The organism is Streptococcus sp. K0074 (assembly GCF_048843365.1).
GTDB classification, from domain to species: domain Bacteria; phylum Bacillota; class Bacilli; order Lactobacillales; family Streptococcaceae; genus Streptococcus; species Streptococcus mitis_BM.
Map to the genome: position 1 here is coordinate 1,887,255 of NZ_CP184836.1, position 16,362 is coordinate 1,903,616.

The window sequence follows — 16,362 nt, forward strand, 5'->3', positions numbered from 1 at the left end:
CCCATTTTTTACGAATAGATAAGTATGATTGATTTTTATTTTTTTCTTGTCGGGAGCATTCTCGCTTCTTTTCTTGGTTTGGTCATTGACCGTTTTCCAGAGCAATCCATTATCCAACCTGCTAGTCACTGCGATTCCTGTCAGACTCGCTTGCGTCCCTTAGATTTGATTCCGATTCTCTCACAGGTCTTCAATCGCTTTCGCTGTCGCTACTGCAAGGCTACATATCCTGTCTGGTATGCCCTTTTTGAATTGGGCTTAGGACTCCTCTTTCTGGCTTGGTCTTGGGAATTGCTTTCCTTGGGGCAAGTCGTCCTAATCACCGCTGGTTTGACCTTGGGCATCTACGACTTTCGCCATCAGGAATATCCCTTACTAGTCTGGATGACTTTCCACCTAATCCTAATGGCCGGATCTGGCTGGAATCTGGTCATGGTCTTCTTCCTTGTCCTTGGAATTGTGGCTCATTTTATCAATATTCGCATGGGCGCAGGGGATTTCCTCTTTTTAGCTTCTTGCGCTCTCGTCTTTAGTGTAACGGAGTTACTGATCTTGATTCAGTCTGCTTCTGCGATGGGAATTCTAGCCTTTCTCCTACAAAAGAAAAAGGAAAGACTTCCTTTTGTGCCTTTCCTCTTACTTGCTACTTGTGTGATTATTTTTGGTAAGCTACTGCTTGTCTGATAAAGTCCTGAATCGGCTCTCCTTGGTGGAGAGCTTTTACGATTTTTGAACCGACGATAACGCCATCTGATACCGCATTGAAGCGTTCTACATCGGCTTGACTAGATACGCCAAAACCTGTCAAGACTGGGATATCGGCTACTTGATGCAGTTGTGCCAAGTGCTTGTCCAAGTCTGCACGGTAATTGCCTGATTTCCCTGTCACCCCATTGATGGCAACCGCATAGACGAATCCTTCTGCTCCTTCAATCAACTCTTTTTGACGCTCAAGTCCTGTTGTCAAACTAACTAGGGGAATCAAAGCGATGTCTGTATCTGCCAAATAAGGCTCCACAAAATTGGCATGCTCATGAGGAAGGTCTGGAATGATCAAGCCCTTAACCGCTGTATCTGCCAAATCTTTGACAAAGTTCTCCACACCGTACTGAAAGAGGGGGTTGAAGTAGGTCATGATGACAAGTGAAACCTCTGTTTCAATGGTTTTCAATGTTTCAACCAAAGCCTGGGTAGAGGTCCCGTGGGCTAAACTGCGCAAGCCAGCTTCTTCGATAACAGGTCCATCTGCAACAGGGTCTGAAAAGGGAATACCAACTTCAATAGCCGAAACACCCAAATCTTCTAAAAAGTGAATTGTTTCTCCGAGTCCATCCAAACCTTTCTCATGGTCTCCAGCCATGATATAGGGAACGAAAATTCCTTTTCCAGCTGCTTTTATAGCGTTTAATTTTTCTGTTAGTGTCTTAGGCATAAGTTTCTCCCTTCTTTACTGCATCTGCTTCCAAGCGGTCTTTGACTTGAACCACATCCTTGTCCCCACGACCTGATAGACAGACAATCATAGACTTTTCTGGTCCAAGTTCTTTGGCCAATTTCACTGCAAAGGCGATCGCATGGCTAGATTCCAAGGCTGGGATAATCCCTTCCACACGAGACAAGAGTTGGAATCCTTCCAAGGCCTCTTCGTCTGTCACAGGAACATAGCTGGCACGTTTGATATCGTGGTAGTGAGAATGCTCTGGACCGATACCAGGATAGTCCAAACCTGCTGAGATCGAGAAGGCTTCAAGAATTTGACCATGGGCATCTTGGAGCACATCCATGAGGGAACCGTGAAGGACACCCGGACGACCCTTGGTCAAGGTAGCTGCGTGATGCTCTGTATCCACACCAAGTCCTGCTGCTTCAGCTCCATACATAGCTACTGATTCATCTTCTACAAATGGATGGAAGAGACCGATGGCATTAGAACCACCACCAACACAGGCTACTAAGGCATCTGGTAGATTTTTACCTGTCAAGTCACGGTACTGTTGTTTAGCTTCTCGACCAATAACACTTTGGAAGTCACGAACGATTTCTGGGAATGGATGAGGCCCCAAGGCAGAACCAAGGATATAGTGGGTATCATCAATATTAGCTACCCATGAACGAAGGGCTGCATTGACCGCATCCTTGAGCACGCGCGAACCGTCTGTCACTGCCTCAACCTTAGCTCCCAAAAGCTCCATACGGAACACATTGAGGGCTTGGCGTTTGACATCTTCCTCACCCATGTAGATAGTACATTCCATGTTAAAGAGGGCTGCAGCAGTTGCAGTTGCCACACCGTGCTGACCAGCACCTGTTTCAGCGATAATTTTCTTTTTACCCATGCGTTTAGCCAGAAGAACTTGTCCCAAGGCATTGTTAATCTTGTGGGCCCCTGTATGGTTAAGGTCTTCACGTTTAAGATAAATCTTGGCTCCGCCGATATGCTGGGTCAAGTTTTTTGCGTAGTAAAGAGGAGTTTCACGCCCCACATACTGGCGCAAAAGTTGGTTTAATTCCTCTTGGAAACTTGGGTCTGCCTGACTTTCACGATAAGCCTTTTCCAACTCCAAAACTGCTGTCATCAATGTTTCTGGGACAAAACGTCCACCGAATTTTCCGTAAAATCCATCTTTATTTGGTTCTTGATATGCCATTCTTTACCCTCTCTATAAATCTTCTAATCTTTTCCTGATCTTTTTGTCCATCTGTCTCCACTCCGCTCGATACATCGACTGCATAGGGAGTAAAATGTTGAATTGCTTTTACGACATTGTCTTCATTAAGCCCACCTGCGATAAAGAAAGGCTGAGTTAGTCCAATCGTATTCAGTTGACCCCAATCAAAGGTCTGGCCACTCCCAGCCACAGGGGCATCAAAGAGGAGATAATCTGCCTGAGAATTGGGTACATGACCCTCTCCATCTACCTGCACAGCCTGAATACTGGCACAAGGCAAATTCTCAAACAAATCATCTGCCACCTGACTGTGAACTTGAACCAAGTCCAAGCCAACTTTTTCAATCGCTTCTAGCAATTCTGCCCGACTTGGTGAAACAAATACGCCAACCTTCTTAACATTAGCAGGAATGGGCTTTGCCAGCTCAGTAGCCTGATCCAAGGTCACCTGTCTTTTACTAGGTGCGAAGACAAAACCGATGTAGTCTGCTCCTGCTGAAACAGCTGTTTCCACCGCTTCTTTGGTAGATAATCCGCAAATTTTAACCTTTGTCAATCTGCAACTCCTTGATTCTCTGGGCTACATCTTCTGCCTGCATAAGAGCTGTCCCTACCAAAATTCCGTTAAAGTATGGTGCTACTCGTTCCGCATCCTGCCCTGTGAAAATAGCAGATTCAGAAATGTACAAGCAATCATCTTTGAAATGTTTAGCCAAATCTACACTGGTCTGCAAGTCGACCTCAAAGGTGGTCAAGTTGCGGTTATTAACCCCAATAATCTCAGCACCAAGCCTGTGGGCCACTTCTAGTTCAGCTAGATTGTGAGTCTCCACCAAGACTTCCAGACCAAGCTCTGTCGCGTAGTCATAGAGTTCCTTGACACGTTCTTCTGACAAGGCAGCGACAATGAGTAAGATAACTGTCGCACCAGCATTGCGAGCACGGATGATTTGCTTTTCATCGATGATAAAGTCCTTGTTGAGCGTCGGAATCTCTACCTGACTGGAAATCTCCCGCAGATAATCCAAATGCCCTTTAAAGAAAACCTCATCTGTCAGAACAGAAATCATCACTGCGCCGTTTTCTTCATAAGTCTGAGCCTGTTGCACAATATCCACATCTAGATTGATATCTCCCAGACTAGGGCTAGCCTTCTTGACTTCTGCGATTACCTGTAAACGGTCTTGATGTTGTTTTAGATAGTCAGCTAAACGATAGGTCTGGCGCAGGGGCTGGATTTCCTCCAGCTCCATCTGCTCGACCTCACGCGCCTTCTGCTCCAAAATTCGTGCTAAAAATTCCTGACTCATTTTTGGTACTCCTGTAACAGTCTGAGTTTTTCAAGGGCCTTGCCACTAGCAATGACTTCGCGGGCCAAGGCAACTCCATCCTTGATGCTAGCTACCTTGCCATTAGCATAGAAACCAAGACCAGCATTTAAAACTGTCGTTTCCAAGAATGGACTTGGTTCATTTTTAAGAACTCTGAGCAAAATTTCTGCATTTTCCTGAGCGTTGCCTCCACGAATATCTTCGATAGCGTAGCGTTCCATCCCTAGATCTTCTGGAGTAAAGCTTGACAAGGTGATTTCGCCATTTTCAAGAAGGGCAATCTTGGTTGTTCCATTCAAACCAGCTTCGTCCAATCCTTCTGGACCAGCAACCACTATAGCACGTTTGCGACCCATATTTTTCAAAACCTGAGCTGTACTTTCTAGAAGTTCTGGACGACTAATACCAAGAAGCTGTGTTTCCAAAGTCATTGGGTGAATCAGAGGACCAGTCAAGTTCATGATTGTTGGAATTCCCAATTCCAAACGAGCTGGCATGATGTATTTCATTGCTGGGTGCATATTTTTAGCAAAGAGAAAGACGATACCAGTTTTATCAAAGACCTTACCTAATTCAGCTGGTTTGAGGTCTAGGTTGATGCCTAAGGCTTCGAGGACATCTGCAGAACCAGATTTAGAAGAAATCGAGCGATTACCGTGTTTTGCCATGTGAACACCACCACCAGCCAAGACAAAGGCTGCAGTTGTGGAGATGTTAAAGCTGAAAGACTTGTCCCCACCTGTACCACAGTTGTCCATGGCATCATGAATCTCAGTTGGAATATGTTGGGCATGTCCTCTCATGACTTGGGCAATGGCTGTGCGTTCCTCAGGTGTTTCCCCCTTCATCTTAAGAGCCAAAAGGAGAGAAGCAATCTGCGCCTCCGTTACACGGCCAGTTACGATACGCTCAATGACATCCGTCATTTCCACACCTGATAAATTTTCAAATTTTGCTAGTTTTTCAATAATCTCTTTCATCCTAGTTTCCTCACTTTACAACCTTTTCGATAAAATTCCGAATAGAAGACAATCCATCTGGCGTTCCAATGCTTTCTGGATGGTACTGGAAGCCATAAATTGGAAGTGTTTTGTGTTGAATCCCCATGATGGCTTGGTCATCAGTCGAACGAGCTGTCACTTCAAAGTTTTCTGGCATTTCTTCAATTAAAATACTGTGGTAACGCATGACCGCACGGCCATCCTCGATACCTTGATACAAAATAGATGGCGCTTCAAAGCTGATATTGCTCTGTTTCCCATGCATGACTTTTGGAGCCAAACCTAACTTACCACCAAAGACTTCTGCAATGGCTTGGTGCCCCAAACAAATCCCAAGAATCGGCTTCTTGCCAGCAAAGTCACGAATCATGTCTTCCATCTTTCCGGCATCAACTGGCCAACCAGGACCAGGCGAAAAAACCAGACCATCTGCTTTTTCAGCTTCTTCATACAGCTTGGGATCATCATTTCTCAAAACCTGAACTTCTGCAAAATTCCCAATGTACTGCGCCAAGTTATAGGTAAAAGAATCATAGTTGTCAATCAATAAAATCATGGTCTTAGTTCTCCAATTCTAGTCATAGATTTAGCCTTGTTAATGGTTTCTTGGTATTCGTTTTGGGCGATGGAGTCGTAGACAATCCCTGCCCCAGCCTGAACATAGGCTGTTTGATTTTTGAGAATCATCGTTCGGATGGCAATGGCGAAATCCATATCACCCGTCGCAGACAAGTAGCCGATTGCTCCTGCGTATACGCCACGTTTTTCCGTTTCCAGTTCATAAATGCGTCTCATAGCTCGAATCTTTGGTGCTCCAGAAACGGTTCCAGCAGGAAGTGTTGATTTCAAGGCATCCATGGCAGTGAGTTCTGAAAGCAAACGCCCCTTGACCACACTGGTCAAATGCATGACATAGCGGAAGAGCTCCACTTCCATATACTTAGTGACTTGGACACTGGCCGTTTCAGAGATGCGACCAATATCATTACGACCCAAGTCTACTAACATTCGATGCTCTGCTGTTTCCTTCTCATCCGAAAGCAGGTCTGTCGCCAAAGCCTTGTCTTCTTCATCCGTAGCTCCTCTTGGTCGCGTACCTGCAATCGGATTGGTTGTCACGATGCCATTTTTAACTGAAACTAAACTTTCTGGACTGGCACCGATGATTTGATAATCCCCAAAATCATAGAAATAGAGGTAATTGGATGGATTAGTCACGCGGAGATTTCTGTAGAAGTCAAATGGATTTCCAGTAACTTCTGCTGAGAAGCGCTGACTGAGTACGCACTGGAACATGTCGCCATTACGAATCAAGTCACGAGCTGTTTCCACCATTTCCTCAAATTTTTGAGGAGCGATATGCGGTTTGAAGTCTAACGGAGATAGATCCAAGTCTTCAAATTCATTTGGAGCAGGGATGCGTAATTCCTCAAGCACTTGGTTTAAGGCTTTTTCCAAGTCTTCTTGACTACGCTCACTATAGAGAGCATCCTCGATGACATGAATTTTTTCCTTCTTGTGGTCAAAGACCATGTAACTCTCATAGACAAAGAAATGCATGTCTGGAGTCCCAATTGTATCTTGAGGGATTTGACCAATTTCTTCATAAAGCGAAATCATATCGTAGCCAACAAATCCAATGGCTCCCCCACCAAAAGGGAGGTCTGAATGGTGTTGGCTCTTATGAGTCACTTCATAAAGACAATCCAAGGGATCACGATCAATCACTTGCCCATTTTGATAAAGGACCCCATTTTCAAACTTAATCTCAAAAACAGGATTATAGGCTAGGATAGAAAAACGAGCTGTTTCCTTGTCTCTCGGAATACTTTCTAAAATAACCTTGTGTTGCCCCTTTAGGCGCATATAAGCCAAGATTGGTGATAAGACATCTCCATGAATGATTCGTTCCATTGTATTTTCCCTTTCAGTTCTAATTCTAGTTCGTGACGACTGTATGAAAAATCCCCACGCAAAATAACTTGCGTGAGGACGAAATTCGCGGTGCCACCTCAATTATAGGATTTCTCCTATCTCTCATTCCTGTCTCAGAAACCTCCTGTAACAGGCTGTGCGATAAAGGGCACTCCCTTGAGAATTATGTTTTCTTCTCTCGTTTCAGATGGACCCAACCTTACAGCTTTCTCTGCTTGTTTCCAGTAACCACAAGCTCTCTGTGAGAGAAAAGACTGTAATTTTTCCATCTCTTATTTTTTAGCTTCAAGGTAGTCTGCAATAGCAGCTACATCCTTGTCTCCACGACCAGAGACATTGATAATGAGATTTTCATTTCGGTATACCTTTAATAGCTTTTTTCCTTGATAGTTGGAATATTTCCACTTTCTATCGCTATCATGTTACGAAAAAAGCCCACACACAGAATATACTTCCGTGTGAGGGCGTTGGTAACGCGGTGCCACCTCAATTATAAAGGGACTATCCCCTTTACATCTCTGCCTTGTCTAACAACAAGTTGCACTGTAAGGTGTGCGCACCGAATTTTCATTGTTTCAAATTCATTTTTAAAATCAGCCCACTTTCACTACTCCCAACCACCTGTTCACAATCACCACAGGCTCCCTGAAGATCAAAAATAGTTACTTTTCTGATTTGTTGAATTTATTTTAATACTTTGTTTTTTCTTTGTCAAGACTTTTTTACAATTTTTTTGATGAAGCTAGTACTTTTTCAGAAACTGTTTTGAAAGTCTCAATGATATAGTCCACTTCTTCATCGCTTAGTTTAGTATGAAGAGGGAGCGTGATTTCATTTTCAAAGAAGGCATAAGCCTTAGGATAATTCGCCATATCAAAGCCAAGATTCTTATAGGCTGTCAAGAGCGGAAGTGGTTTGTAGTGGACGTTACTTGCAATTCCTGCTTTGGCCAATTCTTGGATGATAAGATTACGTTCTTCTAAGCTTGCTCCTTCTACATGGGTGATGTAGAGGTGGCGTGAAGATTCTACAGTTTCAGTCTTGTGTGCCAATGGACGGATGCGAGAACCTGCAAAACCACGATTATAGCGGTCCACAATGTCCTTACGACGTTGTAACAAACTTGGATAGCGGTCCAACTGTACCAAACCAAGGGAAGCCATGATATCAGTCATATTGCACTTGTAGGCTGGTGTGACGATATCGTATTCCCAAGAGCCCAGTTGCATCTTAGCAAGAGCATCCTTAGTTTGTCCGTGAAGGGAAAGAATTTGGAATTCCTTGTACATTTCTTCGTCATCAATCGCTGGATTGGTTTTCCAAGTGGCACTTCCACCTTCTGCCGTTGTAAAGTTCTTAACAGCATGGAATGAGAAGGATGTGAAGTCAGCGATAGAACCAGCCGGTTGACCCTTGTAAGTTGATCCCAAAGCGTGAGCACTGTCAGAGACAATCACAATACGGTTAAAGGCCTTTTGCCACTTGCTTGAAGCAGTAAAGAGATCACGTTTTTTCTCCACAACTTGGAACAAACGGTCGTAGTCGCAAACAATCCCTGCAAGCTCTACTGGGATGATCACCTTAGTTTTCTCAGTGATAGCTTGCTCCAGCAAGTCATAATCCATCTCAAAAGTATCTGCTTGAATATCCACCATGACAGGGGTCGCTCCTACGTGAGTGATGACACTACATGAAGCTGTATAAGTCATAGCTGGAACGATGACTTCATCTCCAGGACCCACTTCCAAAACACGCAAAATCAACTCAAGCGCGGCAGTTGCAGAGTTAAGACAGACAGTCTTAGGCGTCTGTGTATATTGAGACAAGCGGCGCTCTAGTTCTTTTGTCTTAGGACCTGTTGTGATCCAACCAGAACGCAGGGTATCCGCTACTTCAGCAATTTCTGCTTCCGTAATATCGGGTGATGAAAATGGAATATTGTAATTTGGCATTGATTTGCTCCTTTTATCTGTACTCATTCTCTCATGACTACTTTATTTTAGCACTTCAAAAACGGTTTGAAACATGATTTTGATGTCTCCAAGGAAACTAAACTCTCGGAGATAGTCGAGGTTATAGCGCATCTTTTCAGGAAGGACGTGTTCGACATAGGCTTGGTCAACTGACAGGCCTTTTTCGGTCATTTGACTGATAATAGTGTCCTCATCCTTATAGTTGATACTAGCCGGAGAGGTAATCCCTGCTGGCAAAAGCAAGGTTGCCATCATTTCAGGGCTATACTGTTCTGTGTAGCGTGGCACTTCAGGTCGTGTACCGACAAAGGACATTTCGCCTTTAAGGACATTGACCAGCTGAGGCAGTTCGTCCAAACGCACACGGCGGATGAAATTGCCAACCTTGGTAATGCGACTATCGTTAGCAGAAGTCACCAAACTTCCTTTTTTGTCCGCATCCGTCACCATGGTACGGAACTTCCAAATCTTGAACCGACGGTTATACTGGGTCACGCGCTCTTGCTTGTAAATCACTGGCCCCTTGCTATCCAACTTGATCCAAATGCTCAAAATGAGAAAGATGGGAGAGGTCAGAACCAGTACAACCAAGGCCAAAACCCAGTCCAAACAACGCTTGAAAATCAGCGAACCCTTCCTTTTAGAGACAAGCTGGTAGTAAGACTCAACCTCGCTTGATTTCATTTCCACGGGCAAGTCTTCCCATTTCAGCATGCTGTTTCTCCTTTGTTTTTATTATACTATTTGTCAACATTTTTCATTATACCACAAAATGGAAAAGGCGGTGAAAGAAATCTGTAATTTGAAGGATTTCCTTCTTACACTCAATGAAAATCAAAGAGTATTAGGACATGGCCCCTGCCTGCAAACTATACATCTTGTGATAGGTTCCTCCCAGAGCCAAGAGTTCCTCATGAGTGCCACTCTCGATAATGCGCCCCTTGTCCAAAACATAGATACAGTTGGCGTCTTGGATAGTAGAAAGACGGTGGGCAATGGCAATGGTTGTTCGTCCCTGTCTCATCTTAGCTAGTGAAGCTTGAACCAGACTTTCTGTTTCAGAGTCAATATTGGCTGTCGCTTCATCCAAAATCAGAATTTTAGGCTGACTGGCGACTGTTCTGGCAAAGGCAAGAAGCTGACGCTGACCAGTAGAGAAGCTCGAACCACGCTCAGAAACAGGGGAATCATAACCCTGAGGAAGTTCTTGAATAAAGGAATCTGCATCCACGAATGCTGCTGCAGCCTGGACCTGGTCATCACTGATCTCTTGGTACATGGCGATATTGGACTTAATGGTTCCATGATAGAGGAAGGGTTCCTGCAAGACCAGGCCAATATTTTTTCTCAGTTCTTCCTGACTGTAGTTCCTAATATCCACATCATCCAAGAGAACTAGGCCTGACTGAAATTCATAAAAGCGCATGAGGACATTGATAATAGACGATTTTCCAGAACCTGTATGACCCACAAAGGCAATGGTTTCACCCTTCTTAACAGAAAAAGAAATATCATCCAGAATCGGGTGCTTGCCATCATATGAGAAACATACATGTTCAAACCGAATATTGCCTTCTGTGACCTCAGTCTGCCCATCTTCTTGAAGGGGCTCATAGGTCCTCTCATCGATCAAGGCAAAGACACGGCCTGCAGAAACCACAGAGGTTTGAAGAGTTGAAAAGTTTTGCGTCACCTCAATCAAAGGGTCAAAGAGACGATTGATATACTGGATAAAGGCATACATGGTTCCAGCTGTTATTCCGATAGAAAGACCACGGTAGCCAAAATAGGCCATCAAGACAGCATAACCTAAGAGTTTCAGCAAACTCATGGCAGGACGCAAAAAGAGGGCATCCAAGGCTACAGAACGGTTGGCATAGACCAAGTGTTCTTGGTTGATTTCATCAAATTCTGCTTGCAGGCGCTTCTCTTGATTAAAGGCCTGGATAATCCTGATTCCTTCGATATTTTCAGCAAGCTTGCTATTGATATCAGACAAGAGACTTCTGGTTTTTTCAATGATTTTCACTGATTTTTTCCGATAGAGATTGACCAAAAGGAAAATCAAGGGGAGAAAGAGCAATACTAATGCTGTCAAACGAAAATCCAACACCAACATGGTATAAAGGGTTGTCAGAAAAATAAAAACTGCTGAGATAAAGCTGGACAAAATCCCTGAAAACATATCGCTGATGGTCTCGGTATCATTTGTCAAACGAGAGACGATAGAGCCTGCTGGCGTCTTGTCAAAATAGGACATGCCCAGTTTTTCCATATTGGCAAAGGCATCCCGACGAATATCTCTAACAATACTGTAGGACACCCGTGCAAAGAGAAGATTACCGACATACTGAACCATAGTTTGTAGGATATAAAGGCCATAGTAGACCAGCAAAACGGCCACAGCGAGTTGATTGAGATTGCTGAGATACTGGTCGATAAAGTGGGAAGCCACAAGGGGAATGACGCTTTTAATGACCGTAGTCGCTAGGAGAAAACTGAGTGCCAAAAAGGTCAGGAGTCCATAGGGCTTGAGATAGGACATCAAGCGCTTCAATACAGCCCATTGTTCTTGTTTATTCTGCATCTTCTTCTCCTTTCATTTCCAACTGCTGAGACTGGTAGGTCTGGGCATACCAGCCATCCATGGCTAGCAGGTCTTCATGCGGACCCCGTTCGATAATTTGACCATTTTGCAGAACTAAAATCAAATCTGCATGGACAACAGCACTGAGGCGATGGGCCGTGATGATGGTTGTCTTGTCCTTTCGCGTTTCCTTTAGATTGTCAATAATGGCATACTCTGTCTTGGCATCCACGGCCGACAAGGAATCATCTAAAATCAAGATATCAGGGTCTAAAATCATGGCCCGACTCATGGCCAGACGTTGCTTTTGACCACCTGAGAGACTGACTCCCTTTTCACCGATCAGCGTATCAAATCCCTGAGGCATGTCCACAATATCTTGGTAAACTTGAGCTAGCTTTGTCGCTTCCTCGACCACCGAAAGGGACAAATTAGGATTGCCGAAGCGGATATTGTCTAAGATAGAGGTCGCAAAGAGGAACTGGTCCTGAGGAACATAGCCCATGAGACTGCGAAGGTCTGTCAGACGATAATCCCGAATATCATGACTGTTTAGGTAAATGGCTCCCTTATCCACATCGTATTCACGCAAGAGGAGCTTAATCAAGGATGTTTTCCCAGAGCCTGTCTGTCCGACCAAGCCAAGAGTTTCCCCTTTTTCCAAACTAAAGTGAATATCCGTCAGTGTTTTCTCATTTTCAAAGGCAAAACTATCAATATCGTACTCCAAGCGTCCATTTTCAATACCGTCCAGAGGAAACTCAGGATCTTGTACAGGTGATTCCTGAGACAAAAGTTCCTCAATCCGCTGATAGGACACCTTCCCTCGCTGAGTAATATTAAAGAGGAAACCAATAGCCATAAGAGGCCAAACCAGCATATCCAAGTAGCTGATAAAGGTAACCAGATTTCCAACCGTAATCTGCCCCTCCTGAACCATCAAGGAACCGACCAAAAGGGTTAAAACATAGGAGGAACCAACAAACAAGAGAACCATAGGGTCAAAGAGACTATCGTATTTCATGGTTTGCAGGTTCTTCTGGAAGGTCAATTCATTGACTGCCTGAAAGGACTTCAACTCGTCCGCCTGGTAACCGAAAGACTTGGTCACTTTGATACCTGATACGGACTCCTGTACCTTGTTATTGAGTTCGGAAAAAGCGGTTTGCGATTCGCTAAAGGCCTTATGGGTCTTTCTCCCTAGACGACTGGTCGCATAAGCCATGAAAGGTAAGGGTAAAATGGCAACTAGGGTCATTTGCCACGAAATGCTAAAGAGCATGGTCAACAAGGTCACCAGCGCCGTGATAGAGGCATCCACAGCAGACATGACTCCGCCACCTGCCAGACGAGTCAAGGCATTTATATCATTGGTAGCGTGTGCCATCAGGTCTCCCGTCCGATAGGTTTGATAAAAAGCTGGAGACATTTTTGTGAAATGCTCAAACAAGCGAGACCGCATAATCTGCCCCAGACGATAGGAAGTCCCAAGGATATACATGCGCCAAACATAGCGTAGATAGTACATACCCAAAGCTGCAAGAAGCAGATAAAGGAGGTTCAAAAGCAAGTCCTGCTGGGTTAATTGCCCCGATGTAATGGCATCAATGACCCGCCCCATAACCATTGGGGGAATGAGGTTAAGGACGGAAACCAAGACCAGGGCCACGATTCCGACTAGATAACGGCGTTTTTCTAACTTGAAAAACCACCAAAGTTTTTGAATAATGGACATAAAATCCCTTTCTGATTGCAAATAGAAACCTGAGGCCAAGACCCCAGGTTTTTCTTATTCATAGGTTACGACTGTAACGGCACCCTTGTCATACTCAGCGATAAAGATATTAGCTACATTGTCATGTCCTTGCTTGTTGAGGTTATCAAGCAGCCACTCTTCGCTACGACCAATCGACTCCAAAACATCGACTTGTATCACACCGTCAGTCACAACTGGATACTTAGGATTTTCATCTCCCATTTGGACCACGATGAGTTGGCCATTTTGCTCCTGCACAGCGCATTTGACTTGCTTCATCTGGAAAATTCCTTGGCTACGAAGTTTGAGAGCAACTTCTGCCGCAGACAAACCAACTGAACGACAGGCTTCTGGGTCAATCTGCCCATTTTTGATGAGCAGAGTCGGTTTACCATCAATCAAGCGTTTGACAAAACGAACATTGTTATTAAGCCACTTGAGGGTCAAAACCAAAATCGTCCACATCATCAGAATCACTGCGTATTGCAGGATACTGATTGAACTATTGTAAATTACCCCACCGATGATACCACCAAGAACATAGTTCTGAATTTGGTCTGTAGCAGAGTTAGGTGCTAGATTCCCCTTTCCTGTCACATTAATAACAAAAACAAGAGAGAAAAGACCCAAGGCCAGTTTGATTAAAATTTCCATATAGTTGAGTGTCATTTGTTTACCTCCACCAATTCAATAGCGTCTGTTTGATTCAATTCTAATTTCTCTAAAAGATACTTGTCTGGTTGGCTCCCGTTCATGGCGCGGTAGAAATTTGGACCTACCTTGACAAGCGCTCCATCAGTGGCAGCTGAAGTATTAACGTAAACTTCTGATTTATCCACCCCCAAGTCTTTGGAAACAACCTCTATGAAATGAAGTGAAGTTTGAAATTGGTTGTTAGAGGCTTGATTGGTCTGGTATTTTGAGATTGTCACCAAAAGCATGGCCACCAAGGTCAAGGCCAAAATCATGACCAATTCCCGAAACTTAGTCCCCTTTTTATCTCGATAGGCTTTAAAAGCAAAAAATCCTGTGATAGCTAGGAGAACAATTCCAAAGCCAATCATGATGCCATTTTGCTGACTGATTTGGCTAAGTACATAGTCATATGAGTAAAATTTCATTTATTTTCACTCCCTTTCATAAAATCATTCTTAATTATAAACGAAAGAGAGTGATTTTTCAAGCCATACGTTGGGGAAATAGACTTATCAGACCAACTTCTCAAACTAATGACTCCAGTAGCTATTTCAAGATTCTGATTTTGATAATTGATATGAATAAACACCAGGCATCAACACCACAAGTAGAAGTGTCAAGAAAAACACCCAGTAAACATATATTTGAACAAAGGAATTTAGAAACAATAACAATCCTCCTAACACCCAAATTTTTCCAGCTAATCGATGTGTTTTTCTCCAGTTTTTATCACTCTCCAAGGTCCACGGAAGTCGAATACCGATTATATAATTTCGGTGTGTTTTTGGTAGATAATTTCCAATTACGATCATAACGACTCCCATAAAAATCTGAGCTAGTAGCCCACTCATCATGGAATAACCCAAAGATTCTCCGAAGATAGAAATCATTAATAGACAAGATACAAAAGGAATAATCCAGTAAATCAAAACTTGTATTTTTGAACTGATATTGCTAGATTTAGGATCCTTAATCATTAAAAATAGAAGCAACCAATGCATCAAAAGCATGAGAGTAGGTAATCCAAAGATAGCAAACATTTTATGATTGTAGCCATCTGCTTGACCCAGTAGATTAAAATGAGTGGGTATCTCCTCTGGTAATTGATTCCAGAAAACACAACCTACAAGGGAAGGTAGTAGGATGAGAATGCTCGTAAATAATACCAATTTCTTATTGATTTTTATCTTCATCAAAATGATCTCCTTTCAGATCTGCTAACCAAACCATTATATCCTCTAAAACCGATGTATTTAACTCATAATAAATAAAGTTTTTTTCTTTCATTTCATGAATCAAATCCGCTGCTTTCAAAATCGTGAGATGGTGTGAAATAGTTGCACCTGTCAACTCGAATTGACTGGCAATTTCTCCAGCAGATAATCTACCTGCTTTGAGTAAATTTAAAATCTCTCTCCTAACTGGATGAGATAAGGCTTTAAAACTATTTGCAAAACTCATAATGACTCCTTTCCCTTTGTAATATTAGTAGGGCTAGGAATAAGCAAGGTAGAACTGATAGCATTCCGGTCGGTGATGGGCCTAAAATCAAGAGGATTGAAACTTTTTCTCCTGGTAATTGAAATAGTAACCCAAGACCTGCAGTTGCATTGATTGCCCCATGAAATAGGGCTGAAGCCCAGATAGAGCCTGTCTTTTCCAACAACCAGCTTAACAATATTCCTAGGCTAAAACAAAATAGAAACATGGCGACAACTCCCAAAACAGGATAAGCAAAATAAGATATTCCATAATTATAGCCTTGTAAATTGATTGGTAAATGCCATAGACTCCAAATGAGAGCAAGCAAGACATGAGTCTGGACTATTGAAAAGCGTCCTCTTAGAGCTGGGTAAAGATAGCCACGCCAACCAATTTCCTCCCCCAATGCAAAGAAACTATTAAGAAAAGGAGCGTAGGTCAAACTAGCTAAGGTTTGAATCAAGGCCAAGAAAGATAAGGGAATGGTTGATTGAGAGACACCTTTTTCTTGTAAGATGGCTTGAATAGATTCAAAACCAAGGCTGAAATTGCTAGGGAATACAAGAAAATAAAGTCCCGCTCCTAAAAAACTGATAACTGCTGGTAACCAGATAGCTAGTAAGTAAAAGCGCCAGTTCCTCTTGAGATTCACGACTAATTTAGATTTGATTCCACTAGGTTGATTCGTGATTTTCCCTAAGAGAAAGACTGCAAGCGCAGGCATCCACATGGCTACAATACTAGCAAGTTGACTCCATGGAGAATTTAGAGCAACACCACTTAGCCATAGTGACAACCATATTATCCAAGCAAGGGTATAAGCCAAGACCACAAAAAGAAGGATTGTTCTCTTATTTGACATATATGTAACGTCACTTTCTATTTAGATGTTTTTCTAAATAACATTATACACCTTTCCATTCTAAATACAA

17 protein-coding genes and 1 other annotated feature are annotated in these 16,362 nt (G+C 43.2%); of the genes, 1 reads left to right on the plus strand and 16 read right to left on the minus strand.

Annotation, left to right across the window (positions count from 1 at the left end):
- Window positions 1–24 precede the first annotated feature (24 nt).
- Window positions 25–684: a prepilin peptidase gene (locus ACN076_RS09250; RefSeq protein WP_024057881.1), complete on the plus strand. Its 660-nt coding sequence runs from the start codon at window positions 25–27 to the stop codon at window positions 682–684.
- Here ACN076_RS09250 and trpA read toward each other — a convergent pair.
- The 16 genes from trpA to ACN076_RS09330 all read right to left on the minus strand — a co-directional run bounded on the left by trpA (window position 656) and on the right by ACN076_RS09330 (window position 16,292).
- Window positions 656–1,432 carry a tryptophan synthase subunit alpha gene (gene trpA / locus ACN076_RS09255; protein ID WP_049516379.1) on the minus strand — a complete coding sequence of 259 codons (777 nt, stop codon included), beginning with the start codon at window positions 1,430–1,432 and terminating at the stop codon, window positions 656–658. The genes ACN076_RS09250 and trpA overlap by 29 nt on opposite strands.
- Entirely contained in the window at window positions 1,425–2,648 is a 1,224-nt protein-coding gene (gene trpB, locus ACN076_RS09260; RefSeq protein ID WP_004256047.1) for a tryptophan synthase subunit beta, read from the minus strand. Before trpB ends, trpA begins: the two co-directional genes overlap by 8 nt.
- A complete protein-coding gene (locus ACN076_RS09265; RefSeq protein ID WP_020901643.1) occupies window positions 2,626–3,225 on the minus strand; it encodes a phosphoribosylanthranilate isomerase in 600 nt (199 codons plus the stop codon). Before ACN076_RS09265 ends, trpB begins: the two co-directional genes overlap by 23 nt.
- Window positions 3,212–3,979: an indole-3-glycerol phosphate synthase TrpC gene (gene trpC, locus ACN076_RS09270; protein ID WP_024057632.1), complete on the minus strand. Its 768-nt coding sequence runs from the start codon at window positions 3,977–3,979 to the stop codon at window positions 3,212–3,214. Before trpC ends, ACN076_RS09265 begins: the two co-directional genes overlap by 14 nt.
- Window positions 3,976–4,980 (minus strand): anthranilate phosphoribosyltransferase, encoded by a 1,005-nt coding sequence (gene trpD, locus ACN076_RS09275; RefSeq protein ID WP_033684824.1) that lies wholly within the window; start codon window positions 4,978–4,980, stop codon window positions 3,976–3,978. The genes trpC and trpD overlap by 4 nt, the downstream gene beginning before the upstream one ends.
- A gap of 10 nt (window positions 4,981–4,990) precedes the next feature.
- Window positions 4,991–5,557 carry an aminodeoxychorismate/anthranilate synthase component II gene (locus tag ACN076_RS09280; protein WP_153193052.1) on the minus strand — a complete coding sequence of 189 codons (567 nt, stop codon included), beginning with the start codon at window positions 5,555–5,557 and terminating at the stop codon, window positions 4,991–4,993.
- Complete coding sequence (gene trpE / locus ACN076_RS09285; RefSeq protein ID WP_153193050.1) at window positions 5,554–6,915, minus strand: anthranilate synthase component I; 1,362 nt, start codon at window positions 6,913–6,915, stop codon at window positions 5,554–5,556. The genes ACN076_RS09280 and trpE overlap by 4 nt, the downstream gene beginning before the upstream one ends.
- Before the next feature lie 478 nt (window positions 6,916–7,393).
- Window positions 7,394–7,624 (minus strand) — a binding site (T-box leader).
- Window positions 7,625–7,658: 34 nt separating this feature from the next.
- Window positions 7,659–8,888, minus strand: a complete 1,230-nt coding sequence (locus tag ACN076_RS09290; protein WP_420789886.1) for a DegT/DnrJ/EryC1/StrS family aminotransferase — start codon at window positions 8,886–8,888, stop codon at window positions 7,659–7,661.
- Window positions 8,889–8,930: 42 nt separating this feature from the next.
- Window positions 8,931–9,623, minus strand: coding sequence for a sugar transferase (locus tag ACN076_RS09295; RefSeq protein WP_101776763.1), 693 nt, complete (start codon window positions 9,621–9,623; stop codon window positions 8,931–8,933).
- 130 nt (window positions 9,624–9,753) lie between these two features.
- Window positions 9,754–11,496, minus strand: a complete 1,743-nt coding sequence (locus ACN076_RS09300; protein ID WP_101776762.1) for an ABC transporter ATP-binding protein — start codon at window positions 11,494–11,496, stop codon at window positions 9,754–9,756.
- Window positions 11,486–13,231: an ABC transporter ATP-binding protein gene (locus tag ACN076_RS09305; protein ID WP_420789887.1), complete on the minus strand. Its 1,746-nt coding sequence runs from the start codon at window positions 13,229–13,231 to the stop codon at window positions 11,486–11,488. The genes ACN076_RS09300 and ACN076_RS09305 overlap by 11 nt, the downstream gene beginning before the upstream one ends.
- A 54-nt stretch (window positions 13,232–13,285) precedes the next feature.
- The gene (locus tag ACN076_RS09310) at window positions 13,286–13,921 is read right to left on the minus strand and encodes a DUF421 domain-containing protein (RefSeq protein ID WP_038806300.1); all 636 of its coding nucleotides are present in this window, start codon (window positions 13,919–13,921) and stop codon (window positions 13,286–13,288) included.
- Window positions 13,918–14,373, minus strand: a complete 456-nt coding sequence (locus tag ACN076_RS09315; protein WP_000675332.1) for a DUF3290 family protein — start codon at window positions 14,371–14,373, stop codon at window positions 13,918–13,920. Before ACN076_RS09315 ends, ACN076_RS09310 begins: the two co-directional genes overlap by 4 nt.
- Before the next feature lie 126 nt (window positions 14,374–14,499).
- On the minus strand, window positions 14,500–15,141 hold the full coding sequence (locus tag ACN076_RS09320; protein WP_000694118.1) for an SdpI family protein: 642 nt from the start codon (window positions 15,139–15,141) through the stop codon (window positions 14,500–14,502).
- A complete protein-coding gene (locus ACN076_RS09325) occupies window positions 15,122–15,409 on the minus strand; it encodes an autorepressor SdpR family transcription factor (protein WP_000006509.1) in 288 nt (95 codons plus the stop codon). The genes ACN076_RS09320 and ACN076_RS09325 overlap by 20 nt, the downstream gene beginning before the upstream one ends.
- Window positions 15,393–16,292: a CPBP family intramembrane glutamic endopeptidase gene (locus ACN076_RS09330; RefSeq protein ID WP_420789888.1), complete on the minus strand. Its 900-nt coding sequence runs from the start codon at window positions 16,290–16,292 to the stop codon at window positions 15,393–15,395. The genes ACN076_RS09325 and ACN076_RS09330 overlap by 17 nt, the downstream gene beginning before the upstream one ends.
- Window positions 16,293–16,362 lie beyond the last annotated feature (70 nt).